General features: G+C 69.8%; 19 protein-coding genes and 1 pseudogene. 9 read left to right on the forward strand and 11 right to left on the reverse strand.

Annotation, left to right across the window (positions count from 1 at the left end; translation table 11 throughout):
- Positions 1-4: 4 nt before the first annotated feature.
- A complete protein-coding gene (locus G5T42_RS00410; RefSeq protein ID WP_165123968.1) occupies positions 5-1,453 on the reverse strand; it encodes a cation:dicarboxylase symporter family transporter in 1,449 nt (482 codons plus the stop codon).
- Positions 1,454-1,594: 141 nt separating this feature from the next.
- Between G5T42_RS00410 and G5T42_RS00415 the strand changes: the two genes are divergently transcribed.
- Together G5T42_RS00415 and G5T42_RS00420 are read left to right on the forward strand one after the other, a co-directional pair.
- Positions 1,595-2,887, forward strand: coding sequence for an ATP-binding protein (locus tag G5T42_RS00415; protein WP_241245894.1), 1,293 nt, complete (start codon positions 1,595-1,597; stop codon positions 2,885-2,887).
- Positions 2,884-3,566: pseudogene (locus tag G5T42_RS00420) on the forward strand (response regulator). The gene G5T42_RS00415 and the pseudogene G5T42_RS00420 overlap by 4 nt, the downstream one beginning before the upstream one ends.
- Positions 3,567-3,605: 39 nt before the next feature.
- Here the strand turns inward: G5T42_RS00420 and G5T42_RS00425 are convergent.
- A complete protein-coding gene (locus G5T42_RS00425) occupies positions 3,606-4,379 on the reverse strand; it encodes a fructosamine kinase family protein (RefSeq protein WP_241245895.1) in 774 nt (257 codons plus the stop codon).
- 63 nt (positions 4,380-4,442) lie between these two features.
- Here G5T42_RS00425 and G5T42_RS00430 point away from each other — a divergent pair, with 63 nt between their 5' ends.
- Positions 4,443-5,261, forward strand: coding sequence for a DNA/RNA non-specific endonuclease (locus G5T42_RS00430; RefSeq protein ID WP_165123974.1), 819 nt, complete (start codon positions 4,443-4,445; stop codon positions 5,259-5,261).
- A 3-nt stretch (positions 5,262-5,264) separates the two neighbouring features.
- Here the strand turns inward: G5T42_RS00430 and G5T42_RS00435 are convergent, their stop codons facing one another.
- From G5T42_RS00435 to G5T42_RS00445, 3 genes are all read right to left on the reverse strand, one after another.
- The gene (locus tag G5T42_RS00435) at positions 5,265-5,930 is read right to left on the reverse strand and encodes an FMN reductase (protein WP_165123977.1); all 666 of its coding nucleotides are present in this window, start codon (positions 5,928-5,930) and stop codon (positions 5,265-5,267) included.
- A 1-nt stretch (position 5,931) separates the two neighbouring features.
- Positions 5,932-7,131, reverse strand: coding sequence for an LLM class flavin-dependent oxidoreductase (locus G5T42_RS00440; protein WP_165130003.1), 1,200 nt, complete (start codon positions 7,129-7,131; stop codon positions 5,932-5,934).
- A gap of 150 nt (positions 7,132-7,281) precedes the next feature.
- Complete coding sequence (locus G5T42_RS00445; protein WP_165123980.1) at positions 7,282-8,166, reverse strand: alpha/beta fold hydrolase; 885 nt, start codon at positions 8,164-8,166, stop codon at positions 7,282-7,284.
- A gap of 105 nt (positions 8,167-8,271) precedes the next feature.
- Between G5T42_RS00445 and G5T42_RS00450 the strand changes: the two genes are divergently transcribed.
- The 3 genes from G5T42_RS00450 (at position 8,272) to G5T42_RS00460 (ending at position 11,512) form a co-directional block, all read left to right on the forward strand.
- Positions 8,272-9,483, forward strand: coding sequence for an acyltransferase family protein (locus G5T42_RS00450; RefSeq protein ID WP_165123983.1), 1,212 nt, complete (start codon positions 8,272-8,274; stop codon positions 9,481-9,483).
- A gap of 131 nt (positions 9,484-9,614) precedes the next feature.
- Positions 9,615-10,421: a DUF2510 domain-containing protein gene (locus G5T42_RS00455; RefSeq protein WP_165123986.1), complete on the forward strand. Its 807-nt coding sequence runs from the start codon at positions 9,615-9,617 to the stop codon at positions 10,419-10,421.
- Positions 10,422-10,489: 68 nt separating this feature from the next.
- Positions 10,490-11,512: an isopenicillin N synthase family oxygenase gene (locus G5T42_RS00460; RefSeq protein ID WP_165123989.1), complete on the forward strand. Its 1,023-nt coding sequence runs from the start codon at positions 10,490-10,492 to the stop codon at positions 11,510-11,512.
- A gap of 367 nt (positions 11,513-11,879) precedes the next feature.
- On the opposite strand, the gene rpsO is transcribed toward G5T42_RS00460, so the two are convergent.
- On the reverse strand, positions 11,880-12,149 hold the full coding sequence (rpsO, locus tag G5T42_RS00465; RefSeq protein WP_005048780.1) for a 30S ribosomal protein S15: 270 nt from the start codon (positions 12,147-12,149) through the stop codon (positions 11,880-11,882).
- Positions 12,150-12,342: 193 nt separating this feature from the next.
- Between rpsO and G5T42_RS00470 the strand changes: the two genes are divergently transcribed.
- Positions 12,343-13,674, forward strand: a complete 1,332-nt coding sequence (locus tag G5T42_RS00470) for an MFS transporter (protein WP_241245896.1) — start codon at positions 12,343-12,345, stop codon at positions 13,672-13,674.
- Positions 13,675-13,737: 63 nt separating this feature from the next.
- Here G5T42_RS00470 and G5T42_RS00475 read toward each other — a convergent pair whose 3' ends face one another.
- Complete coding sequence (locus G5T42_RS00475; RefSeq protein WP_165123992.1) at positions 13,738-14,304, reverse strand: YceI family protein; 567 nt, start codon at positions 14,302-14,304, stop codon at positions 13,738-13,740.
- A gap of 255 nt (positions 14,305-14,559) precedes the next feature.
- On the opposite strand from G5T42_RS00475, the gene G5T42_RS00480 reads away from it, so the two are divergent.
- Positions 14,560-15,507, forward strand: a complete 948-nt coding sequence (locus G5T42_RS00480) for a DMT family transporter (protein WP_165130005.1) — start codon at positions 14,560-14,562, stop codon at positions 15,505-15,507.
- Here G5T42_RS00480 and G5T42_RS00485 read toward each other — a convergent pair.
- Positions 15,504-15,872 carry an FKBP-type peptidyl-prolyl cis-trans isomerase gene (locus G5T42_RS00485; protein ID WP_133545400.1) on the reverse strand — a complete coding sequence of 123 codons (369 nt, stop codon included), beginning with the start codon at positions 15,870-15,872 and terminating at the stop codon, positions 15,504-15,506. The two genes, G5T42_RS00480 and G5T42_RS00485, sit on opposite strands and share 4 nt — an antisense overlap.
- A gap of 173 nt (positions 15,873-16,045) precedes the next feature.
- Complete coding sequence (locus tag G5T42_RS00490) at positions 16,046-17,266, reverse strand: PrsW family intramembrane metalloprotease (RefSeq protein ID WP_241245897.1); 1,221 nt, start codon at positions 17,264-17,266, stop codon at positions 16,046-16,048.
- A 41-nt stretch (positions 17,267-17,307) separates the two neighbouring features.
- Between G5T42_RS00490 and G5T42_RS00495 the strand changes: the two genes are divergently transcribed.
- On the forward strand, positions 17,308-18,174 hold the full coding sequence (locus tag G5T42_RS00495) for a fumarylacetoacetate hydrolase family protein (protein WP_165123995.1): 867 nt from the start codon (positions 17,308-17,310) through the stop codon (positions 18,172-18,174).
- A gap of 55 nt (positions 18,175-18,229) precedes the next feature.
- Here G5T42_RS00495 and G5T42_RS00500 read toward each other — a convergent pair whose 3' ends face one another.
- A complete protein-coding gene (locus G5T42_RS00500; RefSeq protein ID WP_165123998.1) occupies positions 18,230-18,703 on the reverse strand; it encodes a DUF4190 domain-containing protein in 474 nt (157 codons plus the stop codon).
- A 92-nt stretch (positions 18,704-18,795) separates the two neighbouring features.
- Positions 18,796-20,334: an aspartate ammonia-lyase gene (locus G5T42_RS00505; RefSeq protein WP_165124001.1), complete on the reverse strand. Its 1,539-nt coding sequence runs from the start codon at positions 20,332-20,334 to the stop codon at positions 18,796-18,798.
- Positions 20,335-20,488: the final 154 nt, after the last annotated feature.

The following is a 20,488-nucleotide window of genomic DNA, read 5'->3' on the forward strand; positions in this document are numbered from 1 at the left end:
CTGATCAGCGGGTGACGGATGCCTCGCGCGCCCGCGCCCGCTCCTCCTTTGCCGCCGCCTCGGTGATCGCGGCCTCTTCGAGGCCCTGCGTGCCGACGGCGTCGGGGGCCGGGGACATGCCGTCGTGGTCGCCGACCATGGTGGTCTCGTCGAACGGCAGCTCGCCGCTCAGCACACGGCGGGCCCGGCCGGCGTCGAACTCCTTCGTCCAGGTGCCGATGAGCACCGTCGCCACGGCGTTCCCCGTGAAGTTGGTGACGGCGCGGCCCTCGGACATGAACCGGTCGATCCCGACGATGACGCCCACGCCGTTGACGAGGTCGGGGCGATACGCCTGGAGGCCCCCGGCGAGGGTCGCGAGGCCGGCCCCCGTGACGCCCGCGGCGCCCTTCGAGGCGATGATCATGAAGACGAGCAGCCCGATCTGCTCCGGGATCGACATCGGCGCCCCCATCCCCGAGGCGATGAACAGCGACGCCATCGTCAGGTAGATCGCCGTGCCGTCGAGGTTGAACGAGTAGCCGGTCGGCACCGTGATGCCGACGACGGGCTTCGATACGCCGAGGTGCTCCATCTTCGCGATGAGGCGGGGCAGCGCCGACTCCGACGACGAGGTGCCGACGATCAGCAGGTACTCCCGCGCGAGGTACTTGATGAGCGAGAAGATGTTGATCCGCGTCACCGCGAAGAGCAGAGTGCCGAGGATTCCGACGATGAAGACGAAGCACGTCACGTAGAACGCGAACATCAACAGGCCGAGGCTCCAGATCGCCGAGACCCCCGTCGCGCCGACGACCGCCGCGATCGCTCCGAAGGCGCCGATCGGCGCGAGCCAGAGGATCATGCCGAGGATCCGGAACACGAGCGCCTGCAGGTGCTTCACGGCGTTCATGATGGGCTGGCCCTTCTCGCCCATGCCCTGCAGAGCGAAGCCGACGAGGAGGGCGATGAAGAGCACCTGCAGCACGCTCTCACCGGTGAAGGCGGAGAAGAACGTCAGGGGGATGATGCCGAGGAGGAACTCCTCCGTCGTCTGGGCCTCGGCCGTCGCCTCGTAGGTCGAGTTCGCCATGTTGAGGCCCTCGCCGGGGTGGAGCACGTTGCCGACGACGAGGCCGATGGCGAGGGCGAACGTCGACATGACCATGAAGTACAGCAGCGCGAGGCCACCGATCTTGCCGACCGTCGCGGCCTTCGCGATCGAGCCGACCCCCACCACGATCGTGCAGAAGATGATCGGCGCGATCATCATCTTGATCAGGGCCACGAAGGCGGTGCCCAGCGGCTTCAGGGCGACGCCGACCTCGGGCCAGACGAGTCCGACCGTCGCGCCGAGCACGACCGCGGCGATGACCGCGAGGTACAGCCACGTGTGCTTGTCCCACGCCTGCTTGCCGCGCCGCCAGTTGTAGCCGGGCAGTTTGAAGGATGTCGTTCGAGTCGAAAGAGCCATCGTCGCCTCCTGGGTGAACTCCGTCGCCGGATGCCGCCACCATGGCGGTCATGCCAGAGTGCGCGCCGCTCGACACGGCGCGGAGTTGTGGTCGTATTGGTCCCGGCGAGCGTGGTCCGCGGAAGCGGTTCGTGTGGTCGGATGGACGCACGGCAGCTCGAGAGGAGCGACGCGATGGCGGGTCGGCGAGGGACGACGAGCGCGGCTTCGCGCGTCTTCCTCGTGCTGCTCGGGGCGGTCGTCATCGTCGGGACCGTCGTCGCACTCCTCCTCGTCTTCGAGGCGCAGCGCGCCGTGCGAGCCGAGGCAGAGCGCGTCACACGGGCGCTCGCCGAGACGATCGCCGCGACGGATGCCGTGGGCACGGCGCTGTCCTCCGGCGACGCGTCCGACGAGCTGCAGCCCTATGCCGAGCGGCTCATGGCCGCGACCGGGGTCGACTTCATCACGATCATGACGCCGGACGGGATCCGCGTGACGCACCGCGACCGCGACGAGATCGGACGGCACTACATCGGGACGATCCCCGCCGCTCCGCAGACGCTGACCGAGGAGTTCACCGGGACGCTCGGCCCCTCGGTGCGCACGATCGCTCCCGTCGAGGTCGGCGGACGGCTCGTCGGCTGGGCGTCGGTCGGCGTGACCGTCCAGTCCCTGTCGTCGGCCTTCTTCCCCCGGCTGCCCTTCGCGATCGTCATCGCGCTCGCCGTCGTCGCGGCGGGGTTCGTCGGTGCGTGGGCCGCGGGACGGGTGACGAAACGCGTGACGGGCGACCTCCCCGCCGGGAGCGTGCGCGACGCAGTGTCGTCGTACGAATCGGTGCGGACGCTGGGCGAGGCCCTGAGGGCTCAGACGCACGAGCACGGCAACCGCATGCACACGGCCGTCGCACTCCTCGAGCTGGGCCGCACCGAAGAGGCGATCGAGATCCTGACCGAGACCTCGCGCCAGAGTCAGACCCTCGTCGACCAGGTGACGGCGCGACGCGACGGCGACCCGACGGTCGGCGCGCTGATCCTCGGCAAGGCGTCGCAGGCACGCGAGCGCGGCATCGACTGGATCGTCGACATCGACCCCGCCGCACCGCGGAGCACGCTCGCCCCTGTCGATGCCGTCTCGGTCGTCGGCAACCTCATCGACAACGCCCTCGACGCGGCGGCGTCCGGTGTGGAGCCGCGATGGGTGCGCGTGGAGCTCGCGCCCGCGGCCGGCGGGGCGCTGTCGATCGTCGTCTCCGACAGCGGCGCCGGCATCCCGCCCGAGCTCGCCGACCGCGTCTGGGAGCACGGCTTCTCGACGAAGCCCGCCGACGCCGCCGGGCGCGGCGTGGGGCTCGCCCTGGTCAAGTCGATCGTCGAGGGCGCGGGCGGCACCATCGAGGTCGAGGCATCCCCCACCGCCTTCCGGGTCACGCTGCCGAGGAGACGTCGGTGATCTCGGTGCTGCTTGTGGACGACGATGCGCTGACGCTCGAGCTGCACCGCTCGTATCTCGCGCGTCTCGACGGGTTCGAGGTCGCGGCCGAGTGCACGGGGGCGCGAGCCGCCGTGACGGCGCTCCTCGAGTCGCCGCCGGCCGGCGGCATCGACCTCGTGCTCCTCGACATGACGATGCCGGACGGAACGGGTCTCGACGTCCTCCGCCACGTGCGGGCGCACGCCACAGACGTCGACGTCATCGCCGTGACGGGCGTGCGGGACGCCGACGTCGTGCGGCAGATGGCCTCGCTCGGCGTCGCCCAGTATCTCGTCAAGCCGTTCTCTTTCGCCGTCTTCCGCGAGCGGCTGGAGCAGTACCGCGAGTTCCGGCAACGGGCGATGGATGCCTCGGGCCCCGCCACGCAGGCCGAGATCGACGCCATGCTCGGCGCCATGCGCCCCGCCGGGCATGCCGAGCTGCCCAAGGGGCTCTCCCCGAGAGCCTCGAGCGCGTGAGCGGAGCCGTGCGCGAGGAGGGGGCGCTGACGGCGAGCGAGGCGGGCGACCGTCTCGGGATGTCACGCGTCGCGGCCCGCCGGTACCTCGAGCACCTCGTCGATGCCGGCCGGGTCGAACGCTCTCCTCGCTACGGCACGCCCGGGCGCCCCCAGACCGAGTACCGCTGGCGGACCTGACCCCGAGCAGGCAGGCGGGGGCCGAGGCTCGGGCTGCGGTCACCCGAGCGCGAGCACCTGGCGCGCTGCGTCGACGAGCGCCCGGCCGTAGGACGGGCCATGCCCGACGGCGTGCACCGCGAGCGGGTGCAGCTGATGGACCGGCAGGCGCATGCGCCATCCCGGCCGGAGTGGGTGAGCCGCGTCGTACGCGTCGAGCACGACGTCGAGGAACCGGCAGCCGAAGAGCTGCAGCATCGCGAGGTCGGTCTCGCGGTGACCGCCGTGCGCGGCCGGGTCGATGAGCACCACACCTTCCGGCGACCACAGCACATTGCCGTTCCACAGGTCGCCGTGCAGCCGTGCGGGCGTCTCCTCATCGTCGAAGGCTCCCTGGGCGATGAGCGCGCATGCCTCGCGCACGAGGGCGGCGTCACCGGCCGACAGATTTCCGGCCGTGACCGCCGGGTCGAGGAAGGGAAGCACGCGGTCACGGGCGTAGAAGACGCCCCACGACTCCTCACGCGCGGCCGGCTGAGGAAGGCGCCCGATGAACAGCGGTCCGCTCCAGCCGTCGGGCGGTGCGCCGAACGCCGCAGCCCCGGCGTCGTGCGTCGCGGCGAGGGCGCGTCCGAATGCCGCCGCGGCCGCTGCATCCGGTCTGCCGCCCCCGATCCGCTCGAGCGCGATCATCCCGGGTGCCACGTCGAGGACGCGCGCGATGCGGACGCCCCCGGATGCCTCCGCCGCCGCCAGCCACTGGAGGCCGGCCGCTTCCGCCTCGAAGAAGAGCGGCGGTGCACCGGGCTTGGTCTTGACAACGGGTTCGTCCACGTGGTCCATCCTGCCCCCCGGGTGGTTCACCGCCGTGTCACCGGGGCACGCCAGGATGGAGGCATGGCCGAGCCGAGCGATGACTGGACCGGATACGACGACGACTTCCTCGGCATCCCGCTGCCCCTCCCCATGACGCTCGGCGACGAGGAGGTGCGCGAGCTCCGCTATCCGCGGTTCACGGTGGTGCTCGAGCCGTCGCGGAGGTTCGCGGTCGTGACCGGCGTCAACATCGACGGGGCGACGCTGCACGACCTCGAGCGCCGCGGCATGTGGGACCTGGACGACCGCATCCCGGCCGGCGAACAGGCGGGCCCGGGCGTCTACACCGACAACGACCTCGACCGCGGCCATCTCGTCCGCCGGCGCGACCCCGGCTGGGGAACGGTGGCCGAGGCCCGCGAGGCCACGGCGGCCACCTTCTTCTACACGAACGCGGCGCCCCAGGCGGCCGGCTTCAACCAGTCCAAGGAGCTCTGGCTCGGGCTCGAGGACCACGTCCTCACCTACGCCGACGCCACCGATCAGCGCATCTCGGTCTTCACGGCGCCCGTCCTCGCCCCCGACGACCCGCCGTACCGCGGCATCCGCATCCCGCGAAGGTTCTGGAAGGTCGCCGCGTGGTCGCCCGGGTCCGACGGCGTGCTCGCCGCGGCCGGGTTCGTGCTCGACCAGACCCAGCTCCTCGATGCGGCGATGCAGCGGGCGGTTCCGCCGCTCGGCGCCTTCCGCACGTTCCAGGTGCCGATCGCCGACATCGAGCCGCTCGCGGGCGTCGACCTCGGCGCCCTCGTGGAGGCCGACGTGCTGACCGCGAGAGAAACGGCGCGCCCCGCGGCATGGGTGCCGCTGGACGCGCCGTCCGACATCGACCTGGGGTAGCCGCTACTCCCCCGCGAGGCCGCCGAGGAGGTGGCCGAACGAGCGGCCCTCACCGAGGTAGCTCGACGGATCGAACGGGTCGACGGATGCCTCGGGCGCCCGCCGCGCGACGGCTTCGGCGAGCTCACGCGCGCCGCGCTCGATGCGCTCTCCGAGCGGAGCCACCTGGTCGCCCGATCCGCCCCAGTCGCTCGACGCCGCGAACACACCGGTCGAGACGGGCTCGGCGTGGAGGTACGTGAAGAGCGGGCGGATGGCGTAGTCGATCGCGAGCGAGTGCCGCGGCGTGCCGGCGTTCGCGCCGATGAGCACGGGCTTCCCCGTCAGGGCGTCCGGATCGAGGATGTCGATGAACGACTTGAAGAGGCCCGAGTAGCTCGTGGAGAAGATCGGCGTCACTGCGATGAGCGCGTCCGCTGAGACGACCGCGTTGACCATCGACTCGAGAGCCGGAGGCGCGAAGCCCGTCAGGAGGTTGTTCGTGATGTCGTGCGCGTAGTCGCGCAGCTCAAAGACGTCGACCTCCACCTCGAGGGGCTGGCCATCGGGACCGTTCTGCTTCTGCAGAGCGGCGACCGTGGCGGCGGACAGCCGGTCGGCCAGCATGCGGGTGGACGAGGGGTTCGACAGTCCCGCCGAGACGACGGCGAGACGGCGTGCCGTGGTCATCTCAGGCCTCCTTCCGGCTGAGTCCGAACGCGGCGCCCGCGGGGGCCGGCGTGTCCTGATAGGGCGAGCCCACGGTCAGGTTGTCGCCGCGGTTGGCGTTGGGACGAGCCTCACGAGGGGCCTCGCCGCCGTAGGCCTTCGCCACGAGGTTCGCGTGGGTCGGGGCATCCGGAACCTCCGCCGGACGGTTCTTCGCCAGCTCCTTGCGGAGCACCGGCACGACCTCGCCGCCCAGGATGTCGAGCTGCTCGAGCACCGTCTTGAGCGGGAGTCCCGCGTGGTCGATGAGGAAGAGCTGGCGCTGGTAGTCGCCGTAGTAGTCCCGCATCGCGGCGTACCGATCGATGACCTGCTGCGGGGAGCCCACCGTGAGCGGGGTCATCTCGCTGAAGTCCTCGAGGCTCGGGCCGTGACCGTAGACGGGCGCGTTGTCGAAGTACGGGCGGAACTGGTTGACCGCGTCCTGCGACTTCGCCGCCATGAACACCTGGCCGCCGAGACCCACGATCGCCTGCTCGGGCGTGCCGTGTCCGTAGTGGGCATAGCGCTGGCGGTACAGGGCGATGAGCCGCTGGTAGTGCTCCTTGGGCCAGAAGATGTTGTTCGCGAAGAAGCCGTCGCCGTAGTAGGCGGCCTGCTCGGCGATCTCGGGCGTTCGGATGGAGCCGTGCCAGACGAAAGGCGCGACGCCGTCGAGCGGGCGGGGCGTCGAGGTGAAGCCCTGCAGCGGGGTGCGGAACTTGCCCTCCCAGTCCACGACGTCCTCACGCCACAGACGGTGGAGCAGGTTGTAGTTCTCGATCGCGAGCGGCAGGCCCTGACGGATGTCCTTGCCGAACCACGGGTACACCGGACCGGTGTTGCCGCGGCCGAGCATGACGTCGGCGCGACCGCCCGAGACGTGCTGGAGCATCGCGAAGTCCTCGGCGATCTTCACCGGGTCGTTCGTCGTGATGAGCGTCGTGGCGGTCGAGAGGATGAGCCGCTCGGTCTGGGCCGCGATGTACGCGAGGGTCGTCGTGGGCGACGACGACCAGAACGGCGGGTTGTGGTGCTCGCCGATGGCGACGACGTCGAGACCGACCTCCTCCGCGTGCTTCGCGATGGCGATGGTGTTGCGGATCTTCTCCGCCTCACTGGGGGTGGTGCCGTCGGTCGGGTCCTGGGTGATGTCGCTCACCGTGAAGATGCCGAACTGCATACCGGGCCACGTTGTGGTCTCGCTCACGATCTCTTCCCGCTTCCCGGATGCTCGTGGCATCCGTTTCTATGCAAGTGAATGTATCTCGTGCAACGTATGCGCCGCCAGGTTATTCCCGACGCCTGCTGGAGCCCTGTGAGAGGGCATGGATCAGGCGCTCGCGAACAGCCGCAGCATGTCCCGCACGAGCTGATGCGGGGCCGTCTCGCACGGGCTGTGACCTGTCGCGTAGACCGCGAGCTGCGCGCCGATCCGCCGCGCATAGGACGAATACTGCTCGATCGGCCACAGGTCGTGCGCGCCCACGGCGACGAGCTTCGGGATGGATGCCTCGCGCACGGCCGGCGCGAAGCTCGGCGTCGCCATCATGAGGCCCACGATGTCGTCGATGCTCGATCGACGCGTCAGCGCGAAGCGCTCGCGCACGAACGCCAGACGCCGGGGCGGCACGCGGTTGAGGTTGTTCCGGATGCCCCAGAGCAGGAGCGCCGCGCCCTGCCGCGCCGACGTGACGCCGCTGAAGCGGCCGATGCGCTTGACGCCGCGGAAGACCTGCCCCGTCGCGGGCGGCACCGACAGCAGCGTGAGGCTCGCGAAGAGCTCGGGGCGGCGGGCGAGAGCCAGCTGCGCGACGAGCCCGGCGAAGGAGTAGCCGAGGACGTGGGCGGGACCGGGGGCCGACTCCAGCACGGCGTACAGGTCGTCGACGAAGAGGTCGTAGTCGTAGCGGACCCGCGCCGGGGAGAGGTTCTCGGGCCCCGCCCCCGCGGACTCGTACTGCCCCGCCAGATCGTAGGACTCGACGCGGTACCCCGCATCGGCGAGGAGCGGGAGCATGAGGGTGAAGTCCTCCTTCGACCCCGTCACCCCCGGGAGCAGGATGACGCGTCCCTTGACGGGCTCGCCGAGCGTCACGCGCGCCAGAGTGCCGCTCGGAGCCGTGAAGAGGTCACGGACGGTGCCCTCCGGGAAGGCGCGCCAATCCAGATCGGGGATCGCCCGATCGCGCTCGAGTGCGTCGTCGATCGTCGTCATGGCGCCGAAGAGACTACCGCCGAAAAGGGCCGTCGAGCAGTTCCGCGTCCGGCGGGTGTTGAGGGCGCGACGGGGGCCCGCGGGATAGGGTGGCGTTCGCCCGCCATGACTGATTCGAGCGCCCCGACCGCTGCCGCGGCATCCTCCTCCCCCGCTCCGCCGGCGACGGGGGCAGTCGGAGTGCAACGGGCGAAGCGCCGCGTGCCGTTCTGGGACAACGCGCGCTTCGCATGCATCGTGCTCGTCGTGCTGGGCCATGCGACCCAGCGGCTGACGTACGACTCCGACATAGCACTGAGCCTCTACCTGCTCATCTACGCCTTCCATATGCCGGCGTTCGCGATCATCTCGGGGTACTTCTCGAAGGGGGGCTCGCCCACCCGCCGCCAGATGGCCCGCGTCATCACCGACATCCTCGTGCCCTACGTCATCTTCGAAGCGCTGTGGACGCTCACGAAGTGGATCGTGGAAGGCAGCGCCTCGCCGAACCTCACGAAGCCGTCGTGGACGCTCTGGTTCCTGCTCGCGCTCGGGATGTTCCGGCTCGTGCTGCCCTACCTCGCCCTCCTGCGCTGGCCCCTGCTGTGGACCGTCGTCATCTCGATCAGCGCGGGCTACTTCCCCAACATCGACTCGACGCTGTCGCTCTCGCGCACACTCGGGCTCCTGCCGTTCTTCACGCTCGGCTGGTGGCTCAACGAACATCGGATCATCGATCGCTTCGGTCTGCTGGCCCGGCGCCAGTGGTGGGTGTTCGCGGCCTCGATCGCGCTGCTCGCCGCCGCAGGATTCTCGGCGTGGTTCTTCGTCGACGACTGGCGCGCGATGCAGCTCAAGGAGTGGCTCTTCTACGACGACAACTACTCGGCCCTCGGCGGCACGCAGTGGTGGGCAGGTGGGGTGCGCCTGGCGCTCATGATCGTCGCGGTGGTCCTGTCGGCGGCGTTCTTCGCTCTCGTGCCGCGGGGCTCGCACTGGTGGACGCACTTCGGGCAGTACACGATGTACGTCTATCTCCTCCACTCGTTCGTGCTTTATCCGTTTCGCGAGTCGGGACTGCTCCGGGGCCTCGAACCCACGTGGCTCTGGCTGCCGATCGTCATGGTCGCTTCGGTGCTCATTGCGGTCGGCCTCGCGACGAAGCCCGTGCGCACCGTGTTCCGGCCGCTCATCGAGCCGCGCCCGGGGTGGCTGTTCGCCGATCCGACGCTCGCGCGTCGTGAGGGTCATCGGTCGGACCCGACCGGGTCCCGACGTCCGCGCGAGATCCCGCGGCCCGCCGGACCACGGCACGCCGACCCGAGGCAGAACGGCTGATCCCCCGCCGGGGCTTCGGTCCGGGCGCGCGGCAATGGCACGCGCCTGCTGTCCAGACCTCGACAGGCGTTTCACCGTCGGTGCAGACTGGCCGCATACCCCTCGCGTCGGACCGGACGAGGCGGCGACAGATGACCGATGACCCGGATCAGGCCGCGCAGCGGCCCCGACCCCATCGGACGGCCGCGCCCGCCGGCTGGTTCCCCGACCCGGCGGACCCCGATGAACAGCTCCGCTTCTGGAACGGCCGTTCCTGGACCGAGCTGCGGCGTCCCGCCGCGGAACCTGTCCAGGCTCCGCCCCCGTCGGCGCCGGCGGCGACAGGACGCCGCTCGCCGTCGATGACCCTCGCGGGCGCACTGCTCATCGTCGGCGGGATCGCGGCATCCTTCGGCGAATGGACCTCGCCGCTGTCGTTCGAACTCGCGATCGCGACGCTGTTCGCCTTCGTCGTCTACTACGCGTGCCTCGCCGCGACCTTCTTCGTCTTCGCCTACGCCGGATTCCCGCACCACGGTCCCGGCATGGCCGTCGTGCTGTATGGCCTCTCGCTGACCTTCCTCGTGATGCTCGCTCTCATCGTGATGCTCGGCCTCACCGGCGAGAGCTCGTGGCAGGCCGTCCTCCTGATCACGAGCCTCGTCGGCAGCGCGCTCACGATCGCATTCGTCGTCGCGACATGGCGCAATCCCCTGCTCCCGCGCGGCTTCCGCCTGGTCGTCCTCGCGTTCGCGATCCTCACGGTGGTCGCCAACGTGCTGTCGTCGACGGCCGGGATCGGCGTGTCGGGGGTCACCGCCATCGTCGTGGGCGCCTGCTTCGTCGTCCTCGCGCGCGACTCGCGGGAAGCGCTCGAGGCCGCAGCGGCCTCGACCGACGAGGACCGCCGACGGCTCCGGGCGGCCCGGCAGGCGCGTCGGGAATCGCCCGCCGGATGAGATCGCGGGAGCGGTAACGGTCGGCAACAAACGACGACGGATGCCGCGCCCCCGCCTAGCCTCGGGGCATGAGCGAGCTGAACCTCCCCATCCTCGACCTGTCTCTGCTCGACCAGGGCCCCGACGCGGCTGCGCGGTTCCGCGACGAGCTGCGCGCCGCCACCCACGACGTGGGCTTCTTCTACCTCACGGGCTCGGGTGTCACACCCGAGCTCGAGCGACGGCTCCACACCGCGGCGCGAGACTTCTTCGCGCTCCCCGAGGAGGAGAAGCTCGCCATCGAGAACGTCAAGAGCCCGCACTTCCGCGGGTACACGCGAGTCGGCGGCGAGCGCACGCAGGGCAAGGTCGACTGGCGCGAGCAGATCGACATCGGGCCCGAGCGGGAGGCGATCACCGATGCGGATGCCCCGGACTTCGCACGGCTGATCGGACCGAATCTCTGGCCCGCCGCACAGCCCGAGCTGCGCGACGTCGTCGCCGAGTGGCACGCGCAGCTCTCGATCGTCGCGCGCAAGCTCCTGCGGGCGTGGGCTCTCTCGCTGGGGGCCGAGGAGTCGTACTTCGACGATCACTTCGGCGAGCCCTCGACTCTCATCAAGATCATCCGCTACCCCGGCAAGGAGGACCCCACGCCGCAGCAGGGCGTCGGCGCCCACAAGGACTCGGGCGTCCTGACCCTCCTCTGGATCGAGCCCGGCAAGGGCGGTCTACAGGTCGAGCGCGACGGGCAGTGGGTCGACGCGCCGCCCGTCCCCGGCGCCTTCGTCGTCAACATCGGTGAGCTCCTGGAGTACGCGACGCAGGGCTATCTCATCGCGACGAACCACCGCGTGATCTCGCCGGCCTACCCCGACGACCGCATCTCGGTGCCGTTCTTCTTCAACCCGGCCCTCGACACGCAGCTGCCGATCATCGAGCTGCCGGCCGAGCTCGCCGCGCAGGCGCGTGGCGTGACGCAGGACCCGACGAACCCGATCCACTCGCTGTACGGCCAGAACGCGCTGAAGTCGCGCCTGCGCGCGCACCCCGACGTGGCCGAGATCCACCACGCCGACCTGCTCGCGGCGCGGGCCGCGGCATCCGTCTGAGGTTCTCGCCCCCGACTCCCCTTGCATGTCCCGAATCTGGCCGCTCTGCGCTTCGCTGAGCGGCCCCTTTCGGGACACGGATGCTGTGGCCCGGCCTCGAATGTCCCGAAGTTCTTGCATGTCCCGAATCTGGCCGCTCTGCGCTTCGCTGAGCGGCCCCTTTCGGGACACGGATGCTGTGGCCCGGCCTCGAATGTCCCGAAGTTCCTGCATGTCCCGAATCTGGCCGCTCTGCGCTTCGCTGAGCGGCCAGAATTGGGACATGGATGCCGGGGCGCAGCGCCGCGGGAACGATGAAGGCCTCCCCACACCGTGGGGAGGCCTTCTCAAGAATGTTTTGCGCGATTGAACGCTGGTTCGCTCTGCCTTATCGACGGAGGCCGAGGCGCTCGATGAGCGAGCGGTAACGGTTGATGTCGATGTCCTGGAGGTAGCCCAGGAGACGGCGGCGCTGACCGACGAGCAGGAACAGCCCACGACGCGAGTGGTGGTCGTGCTTGTGCTCCTTGAGGTGCTCGGTGAGGTCCTTGATGCGCTGCGTCAGCATCGCGACCTGCACCTCGGGGGATCCGGTGTCACCGGGGTGCGTCGCGTACTCTTCGATGATCGCCTTCTTGACGTCTGCTTCCAGTGCCATAGGTGATCCCCTCTCTCCTTGTTGCGCGGTGCCCGTCACCCGATGTGCGAGCTCTCTTTCTCCGCGGCCGATCCAACGGCAACCTCAAGAGTCTACCAGCCCTTCGACAAGCTCAGGAACCCGCGGGGGCTCGGCGAAGCCGGCCCGATCCCAGCGGCGGTAGCCTCGAAAGAGTGCGCTGCGAGGATCCGTCATGACGACTGACAAGCCCCGCCGGATGCCTCGGCTCCGCCGCGACCACTTCATCGACCTGACCCCGTTCCGGGTGAGCCCCGCGTTCACGCGCATGTGGATCGGCTCGACGCTCGCGGGCCTCGGCGGCCAGCTGACCATCGTCGCGGTCATGCTCCACATGTACGACCTCACGCAATCGACGTTCGCCGTGTCGATGATCGCGGTGGCGGGTCTCGTGCCCATGATCTTCGCCGGCCTGTACGGCGGCATGCTCGCGGATGCCTTCGATCGGCGGCGCGTGGCGCTGATCGCGGCATCCGTCACCTTCGCCTCGACGCTCCTCCTCGCGGTGCTCGCATGGGGGCAGCTCGAGACGGTGTGGTGGCTCTACGCGCTCAGCATCGTCAATTCGTCGGCGAACTCCATCGTGCTCGCCACGCGGCAGGCCATCGTGCCTCGCCTGCTCCCCCGCGAGCTGCTGCCCGCCGCCTCCGCGCTCGGCGGGATCACGGTCGGCATCATGGTCATGGTCGGGCCCGCGCTCGCGGGCGTGCTCGTCGCGTTCGCCGGCTACGCGTGGACCTACTCGCTCGACGTCGTGCTCATGACCTCGCTGTTCCTCGGCCTGTGGACGCTTCCGTCCATCCGGCCCGAGGGCGAGGTCGTGCGGCCGGGGCTGGAGTCTCTTCGCGACGGTGCGCGCTTCCTCAAGAAGGCGGCGAACATCCGGCTGCAGTTCATCCTCGACATCACGGCGATGACCTTCGGCCAGCCGCTCGCACTCTTCCCGGCGATCGGAGCGGTGCTCCTCGGCGGAGGCCCCATCACGACGGGACTCCTCACGGCCTCCATCGCCGCGGGCGCCTTCCTGTCCAGCCTCTTCTCGGGCCCGATCGGGCGCGTGCGTCGGCAGGGGCTCGGCATCGAACGCTCGATTCAGGTCTACGGCGTCTCGATCGCCGGCCTCGGCGCCGTGCTCGGACTCGCCGCACTGGGGGTGTTCGCGCCCGAGACCGTCGGCCCGGCCTCGCCGAACGTCCCGCTCATCGTCCTCGCGGCCGTGTGCCTCGCCGTCTCGGGCGCCTCCGACAACGTCAGCTCGATCTACCGCAACACGATGGTGCAGGCAGCCGTGCCCGACGCGATCCGCGGACGCCTGCAGGGCATCTTCATCGTCGTCGTGGCCGGCGGTCCGCGCGTCGGCGCGCTCTACGCCGGCACGCTTGCGACGCTCACGGCTCTGTGGTTCCCGCCGCTCCTCGGGGGCTTCGTCATCATCGGACTGGTCTCACTCCTCGTGCGGCTCAGCCCGCGCTTCCGCGCGTACGACGCCGAGAATCCCGTCCCGTGAGACGACGAAGAGCGGATGCCTCGAGGCCCGGGGGCCGAGGCATCCGCTCTCCGTCTTGCGTTGTCAGTCCTGCTGGAGCGCGCCCTGCAGGTCGAGCGTGATCGCGACGTCCTTGCCGACGAGCACGCCGCCGGTCTCGAGGGCCGCGTTCCAGGTGAGTCCGAAGTCCTCGCGGTTGATCACGGTGGTCGCCGTCGCACCGGCCTTGTAGTTGCCCCACGGGTCGGCGCCGAAGCCGCCGAAGTCGAAGTCGAACGTGACCGGCTTGGTCACGCCGCGGATCGTGAGGTCGCCGTCGACGAGCATCTGGCCCTCCTCGACGCGCACGCCCGTCGAGACGAAGTCGATCGACGGGTAGGTCTCGACGTCGAAGAAGTCGGCGGAGCGAAGGTGGGCGTCACGGCCCGCATCCTTGGTGTCGAGCGATGTGGCGTCGACGTGCGCCTCGACCTTGGCGTCGAGCGGGTTCTCGGGGGCGATCAGCGTCGCGCTCTTCATCGCGAAGTGGCCGCGCACCTTCGAGATCATCATGTGGCGCACGGTGAATCCGACCTCGCTGTGAGCGGGGTCGAGCACCCACGTGCCTGCGCGGTAGCCCGGAACGTCGATCTTCGAGAGGGTGTCGGTCATGAGGCTGGTGTCCTTCGTCTGGGGGCCGGCACGGTACCGGCGGCTTACGGGTGTCAACGCTCGAGTCTTCTTCATCTATTCCCGTGAATACAAATTCATTCGACGACCGCCGGACGTGCACCCTTCCGGCCACTCATCGGCGGATTTCGGACGTCGCATCCTGGATCCGCTCAGGACGTCGGATGCCGGGGCTAGAGTCGCCGCGTGACTCCCACCGATCCCACCCTTCCCGCACGCGCCCCGAAAAGGGTGCAGCTGTCGGTCGCGATCGGGTTCGTGCTGACCGGCATCATCTGGGGGTCGAGCTTCCTCTTCATGAAAGTCGCGCTCGGGGGCCTCTCGCCCGCGCAGGTCGCCTGGTCGCGCCTCGTCCTCGGCGCGCTCACCCTCGGTCTCTTCGTGCTGATCCGGCGCGAGGCGCTCCCCCGCCGGCCGGTGGTGTGGGGGCACATGACGGTTCTCGCCGTGTCGTTCTGTGTCGTCCCGTTCCTGCTGTTCTCGTGGGCGCAGCAGCACGTCACGTCGGGACTCGCGAGCATCTACAACGCGACGACGCCCATCATGACCGCGGTGATGGCCGGACTCCTCTTCCGCGTCGAGAAGCTCAAGCCGGTCCAGGTCGCCGGCATCGTGCTCGGCATCCTCGGCGTGGTCGTCATCATCGCGCCGTGGCAGGGCCTCGACTTCTCGCAGGGCCTCGTCGCACAGTTCGCGATCCTCGGCGCCACCGCCTGCTACGGCTTCAGCCTGGCGTACATGCGCCGGTTCGTCTCCGACTCGGGCATGAGCGCGCTGATGTTCTCGTTCCTCAACATCGGCATCGCGGCGGCCATCATGGTGGTCCTGAGTCCGGTGCTCGTCATCACGCCGGTCACCCTCGATCCCTGGATCGTGGCGAGCGTCGTCCTGCTCGGATGCCTCGGCACCGGCGTCGCCTACATCTGGAACCAGAACACGGTCCGCGCGTGGGGCCCGACCCGCGCCTCGACGGTGACCTACATCACGCCGCTCGTCGGCGTGCTGCTCGGCGTGCTCATCCTCGGCGAAGAGCTCAGCTGGAACGAGCCCGCCGGCGCCCTCGTCGTCTTCCTCGGCATCCTTCTCGCGCAGGACCGCCTGCGACGCCGCCCGCGTCCCGCCGTGAACGAAGAAGGGGCGGATGCCGCAGCATCCGCCCCCCGGATCGTCTCTCGCTCGCTCTAGCCGACCGAGATCAGGTCGATCACGAAGATCAGGGTCTTGCCGCCGAGGAAGTGGCCACCGGCAGGGCCGTAGGCCAGGTCCGGCGGGATGACGAGCTCGCGGCGGCCGCCGACCTTCATGCCCGGGATGCCGTCCTGCCAGCCCTGGATCAGGCCGCGGAGGGGGAACTGGATGCTCTCGCCACGGTTCCAGGACGAGTCGAACTCCTCGCCCGACTCGTACTCCACGCCCACGTAGTGGACGGTCACGGTGTCGCCGGGCTTCGCCTCGGCGCCTTCGCCCACGATCACATCGCGGATGACGAGCTCGTCGGGCGCAGGACCCACGGGAGCGTCGATGTCGGGCTTGGTGCGGTCATCAGTCATGAGTCCATCCAACCCGACGGGGCGGGGCGGGTCAAAGGCGCGGGCGCATCGGACCGACGCGCCGACGGGGGGGGGTTGACGCCCACTCGCGCGGTATAGCACCCTGGTGTCAGGACCAGCTCAGCGCTCGGTAGACACGCAGGCATCGCCGCGGCACCGAGCGCTGAGTTTTGCTAGCGCGACAGCAGTGCCTGCCGGGCGGCGGCCGTCCGGCCGAGCAGCTCTCGCTCCTCCTCGCCGGCGCGCGGGTCGCGGCCGGTGACGGCGCGCTGGCGCGCCATCGCGAGGGACGTGGCATCCGCAATGAACCTCTTCATCACCGGCGTGCGGTCGCCCTGGAGCGTCCGGGCCCAGTTGAGGCCCGCCTTGCGCCCGGCGGGGGTCGCCAGCATGTCGACCTCCTGCGGAGTGAACCACCCGGCGGCCGCATACTCCCCGAGCCTCGTGCGGGTGAGCCGGGATTCCTCGCGGCGGAGGGCGAGGATGCCGATCACGAAGAGGATGAACAGCGGCACCTGCAGCATGAGGTAGACCGAGAAGAAATCCGTGAAGACGGCCGAGCCGTTCCAGAAGGCGTGGAGCAGGATCGCGCCCGCGAGGCCCATGAGCCACGGCCCGATCGCCTGACCTGTCGTGGCGCCGCGGCGTGCCGCGAGTCCCAGAGCGAAGCCCGTGACGCTCGTGAACATCACGTGTGCGAACGGCGACATGATCCCGCGCACGAAGAAGGTCGTGGATGCCTCGCCCACCCCGCCCTCGAGATAGCTGACGGCGAAGTACTGGATGTTCTCGGTGAACGCGAACCCCGCTCCGACCAGCGCGCCGTAGACGATGCCGTCCACAGGCCCGTCGAATGCGCGCCGACCGATCGCGTACACGATGAGCACGCCCAGCCCCTTGGCGAACTCCTCGACGATCGGAGCCTGCACGACGGTCTGGAACACCTCGGCGGCGTAGGTGTCCCGCGGACCGACCACGAGTGCGATCAGCAGGTCGGCTCCCAGGGCGATCGCGACGGCGGCGATCGCGCCCCACGCGAGGGCGAAGATGACGAGCCCGCGCGGTTCGGGCTCCCAGCGGTCGATGAGCCGGATGGCGAGCAGCACCCCCGCGAGCGGGATGAGCGCCAGGATCGCACCGAGAAGCGACGCACCGGTGCCGATGAACGTGAGGAAGTAGCCGACCAGCGCGATCAGCAGGATGACGAGGATGCCGCCGATCCAGATCGGTGCGCTCCGGCCCGAGCGAGCCGGCGCGGCGGCCTGCAGCGGCGCGGGCGACACGGTGGGCGTCGCGATCGGCGCCGGAGGCGTCAGGCTCGGCTGCGCGAGAGGTGAGGGGAAGCTCCCGGGGGTGCGCGCTCGGTCGGAGGAGTCGAACCCGGGTTGCATCATGCGAACAGCCTACAAATCGGCGGCCCATGTAGCGTTGAAGGATGCGCTTCGCCCATGTGACCCCGCCCGGGGCGGCCGAGCCGCGACTCGCAGTCATCCGCGATGACGAGGCCCTCGTGGTCGAAGAGCTCTTCCCCGGCGCGCCGCGTTTCCTCGAGGACCTGATCGCCGGCGGCGACGAGCTGCTCGAGCAGGTTCGGGATGCCTCGGCCACCGCCGGTGCGGGGCATCCGGTCTCGGGACTCCCGTTCGCGTCGGCCCTCCTCGCTCCGCCTGTCATCCTCGCCATCGGCCTGAACTACGCGGCGCACTCGAGCGAGCTGGGCCTCAAGACCGACTCGACGCCCACTGTGTTCGTGCTCTGGCCGAACTCCCTCTCGGGGCACGACGCGACGACGACGTGGCCGAGGTCGCTCAGCGAATCCGTCGACTACGAGGCCGAGCTGGGCGTCATCATCGGCCGCCCCGCGAAGGACGTCGAGCCCGAGACGGCGCTCGACCACGTGTGGGGGTACACCGTCGTCAACGACATCACGGCGCGCGACATCCAGTACTCCGAGGCGCAGTGGTCGCGCTGCAAGTCCTTCGACGGGTTCACGCCGACGGGACCCTACGTGGTGACGGCCGACGAGGTGGCCGACCCCCAGGATCTGCACATCTGGACCGTCCTCGACGGCCACACGCTGCAGGACGCCAGCACCGGGCAGATGGTCCGGCCGGTCGCGACGCTCATCTCGCATCTGTCCAAGTCCGCGACGCTCCTGCCCGGTACGCTCATCTCGACGGGGAGCCCGGGCGGCGCCGGCTATTCCCGCGATCCCCAGGTGTTCCTTCGCGATCGCTCCACCGTGACCGTCGGGATCGACGGCATCGGCGAGCTCACGACCCACTGCCGCATCACCGACTGACAACGCAGACGACGACGGCGGGCGCTCCCGTGGAGTCGCCCGCCGTCGGAACCTGTCAGCGCGAGACGGTCGAGCAGTCGACCGGAATGCCGCGCACCTCGACGGTGCCCGAGAAGTCCACCGCCTGGCACGCCTGCAGCACTTCGGACGAGAAGGTCAGCAGCGGGACGACGATGGCGAAGAACAGGATGACGCCGAGGATCATCAGGACGGCGCTGATGATGATCGCAGCGAGCGCCCAGCCGTTCTTCTGACCCGCCTTGCGGCTCTGCACCAGGGCGACGATGCCCAGGATGAGGGCGATGAGCTGCACGAAGAACGACAGGATGAACGCGACGATGCCGAGCGTCCGTCCCGGGCGCTCCGGAGGCGCCGCCGCGTACTGGGGCGCGGGCGGCGGTGCGGAGCCGTACTGAGGGGCGGGCGGCGGTGCGGAGCCGTACTGGGGCGCGCCCGCATCACCCGCGTTGTAGGCGGGCGGCGGGTTGTAGGCGGGCGGCTGGGAGCCGTCGGCGGGCGGTGTGGACATGCGGAGCCTCCTGGTCGGTGCGACTGTCTCTCCGACGGTAGCGGTTCCGCCCCGCCCGCGCGGGGTCGAACCGGGTGCGTGTCGACCCGCGGTCAGGGGCGATCGACGGCGCGCACCCCTGTGGTCCGGGCATCCACGGCGGCGAGGGCCTCGTCGAGAGCGGCCTCGTCGGCGTCCGCCCGAGCCGCGTCGGGCGCGACGATCGGGATCGCGGCCGTGACGGTCTCAAGGCCCGAGAGCCGCGCGGGCGACAGCTGCTTCGTCACCTCGTCGCGCGACATGAGTCCCGCCTCGACCACGAGGTCGGCGACGTTGCGCCCCGTGAGGAGCGCCGTCTTGGCGAGGGCGGCCGCGGCGGCGTAGCCGATGAAGGGCGTGAGCGCGGTGATGACGCCGACGCTCGAGCCGACCATCGCCCCGAGACGCTCGCGGTTGGCGGTGATGCCGTCGACGCAGTTGATGCGCAGCGTCCGCATGCCGCGGCGCATCCACGTGATCGACTGGAAGATCGAGTGCGCGATGACGGGCTCGAACGCGTTGAGCTGCAACTGCCCGCCTTCGACCGCCATCGTGACCGTCAGGTCGGCACCGGCGACCGCGAACGCGACCTGGTTGACGACCTCGGGGATGACCGGATTGACCTTGCCCGGCATGATGCTCGATCCGGCCTGGCGCGCCGGCAGGTTGATCTCGCCGAAGCCCGCCCGCGGCCCGGAGGAGAGCAGCCGCAGGTCGTTGCAGATCTTGGACAGCTTGATCGCGTTCCGCTTGAGCGATGCCGAGAACGACATGAACGATCCCGTGTCGCTCGTGGACTCGACGAGGTCGTCGGCAGTTGCGAGGTCGAGGCCGGAGATCTCTCGCAGGTGGCGCACGACCGCTGCCGCGTAGTCGTGGTGCGTCGTGATGCCGGTGCCGATCGCCGTCGCCCCCATGTTCACCTCGTACAGGAGGTAGGCGTTCTCGTTGAGGCGCTGGTAGTCGTAGCCGAGGGTCGTCGCGAAGCCGTGGAACTCCTGCCCGAGCGTCATGGGCACGGCGTCCTGCAGCTGCGTGCGCCCGATCTTCAGCACGTCGTGGAACTCGACGGCCTTCGCCAGGAACGACTTGCGCAGCAGGTCGAGCTCCTCGAGGAGCGACTTGAGGTCGAGGCTCAGGCCGATCTTGATGGCCGTCGGGTAGACGTCGTTCGTCGACTGGCTGCGGTTGGTGTGGTCGATGGGAGACAGGAAGGCGTAGTCGCCCTTGGGGCGGCCGGCGAGCTCCAGCGCGACGTTGGTGATGACCTCGTTCGCGTTCATGTTGGTGGACGTGCCCGCGCCGCCCTGGATGACGCCAACGACGAACTGGTCGTGGAACTGCCCGTCGATGATGAGCTGCGAGGCCCGGTCGATGAGGTCGGCCCGCTCATCGTCGAGGACGCCGATCTCGTGGTTCGCCCGTGCGGACGCCTGCTTGACCATCGCGAGAGCGACGACGAGGTCCCGGTAGACCGAGATCGGCCGGTTGGAGATGGGGAAGTTCTCGAGCGCGCGGGCGGTGTGGATGCCCCAATACGCGTCGGCGGGGATCTCGAGAGATCCCAGGGAGTCGGTCTCGGTGCGGGTGCGCGTCTTCGCGTCCTGAGCCATGGTTCGGAGTCCTCGTGGGTGGGTCACGGCGGTGTGGGGGGCTGCCTCGACACTACTCGCGGGACCCTCGAGGTTCCCCGTACACGGCGGATACCGGCATCGCCGCGGCTGTACGTCGCGGCGATGCCGGGTTGCGCTCGTAGCCCCCTCGGGA

Origin of the sequence: Microbacterium sp. 4R-513 (genome assembly GCF_011046485.1) — a bacterium.
In the GTDB taxonomy this organism is placed as follows: Bacteria; Actinomycetota; Actinomycetes; order Actinomycetales; family Microbacteriaceae; genus Microbacterium.

Bases quoted from the DNA above. Each gene is read 5' to 3' on its own strand.
- G5T42_RS00410 (WP_165123968.1), bottom strand. From the start codon at position 1,453: ATGGCTCTTTCGACTCGAACGACATCCTTCAAACTGCCCGGCTACAAC.
- G5T42_RS00415 (WP_241245894.1), top strand. From the start codon at position 1,595: ATGGACGCACGGCAGCTCGAGAGGAGCGACGCGATGGCGGGTCGGCGA.
- G5T42_RS00430 (WP_165123974.1), top strand. From the start codon at position 4,443: ATGGCCGAGCCGAGCGATGACTGGACCGGATACGACGACGACTTCCTC.
- G5T42_RS00435 (WP_165123977.1), bottom strand. From the start codon at position 5,930: ATGACCACGGCACGCCGTCTCGCCGTCGTCTCGGCGGGACTGTCGAAC.
- G5T42_RS00440 (WP_165130003.1), bottom strand. From the start codon at position 7,131: ATGCAGTTCGGCATCTTCACGGTGAGCGACATCACCCAGGACCCGACC.
- G5T42_RS00445 (WP_165123980.1), bottom strand. From the start codon at position 8,166: ATGACGACGATCGACGACGCACTCGAGCGCGATCGGGCGATCCCCGAT.
- G5T42_RS00450 (WP_165123983.1), top strand. From the start codon at position 8,272: ATGACTGATTCGAGCGCCCCGACCGCTGCCGCGGCATCCTCCTCCCCC.
- G5T42_RS00455 (WP_165123986.1), top strand. From the start codon at position 9,615: ATGACCGATGACCCGGATCAGGCCGCGCAGCGGCCCCGACCCCATCGG.
- G5T42_RS00460 (WP_165123989.1), top strand. From the start codon at position 10,490: ATGAGCGAGCTGAACCTCCCCATCCTCGACCTGTCTCTGCTCGACCAG.
- rpsO (WP_005048780.1), bottom strand. From the start codon at position 12,149: ATGGCACTGGAAGCAGACGTCAAGAAGGCGATCATCGAAGAGTACGCG.
- G5T42_RS00470 (WP_241245896.1), top strand. From the start codon at position 12,343: ATGACGACTGACAAGCCCCGCCGGATGCCTCGGCTCCGCCGCGACCAC.
- G5T42_RS00475 (WP_165123992.1), bottom strand. From the start codon at position 14,304: ATGACCGACACCCTCTCGAAGATCGACGTTCCGGGCTACCGCGCAGGC.
- G5T42_RS00485 (WP_133545400.1), bottom strand. From the start codon at position 15,872: ATGACTGATGACCGCACCAAGCCCGACATCGACGCTCCCGTGGGTCCT.
- G5T42_RS00490 (WP_241245897.1), bottom strand. From the start codon at position 17,266: ATGATGCAACCCGGGTTCGACTCCTCCGACCGAGCGCGCACCCCCGGG.
- G5T42_RS00495 (WP_165123995.1), top strand. From the start codon at position 17,308: ATGCGCTTCGCCCATGTGACCCCGCCCGGGGCGGCCGAGCCGCGACTC.
- G5T42_RS00500 (WP_165123998.1), bottom strand. From the start codon at position 18,703: ATGTCCACACCGCCCGCCGACGGCTCCCAGCCGCCCGCCTACAACCCG.
- G5T42_RS00505 (WP_165124001.1), bottom strand. From the start codon at position 20,334: ATGGCTCAGGACGCGAAGACGCGCACCCGCACCGAGACCGACTCCCTG.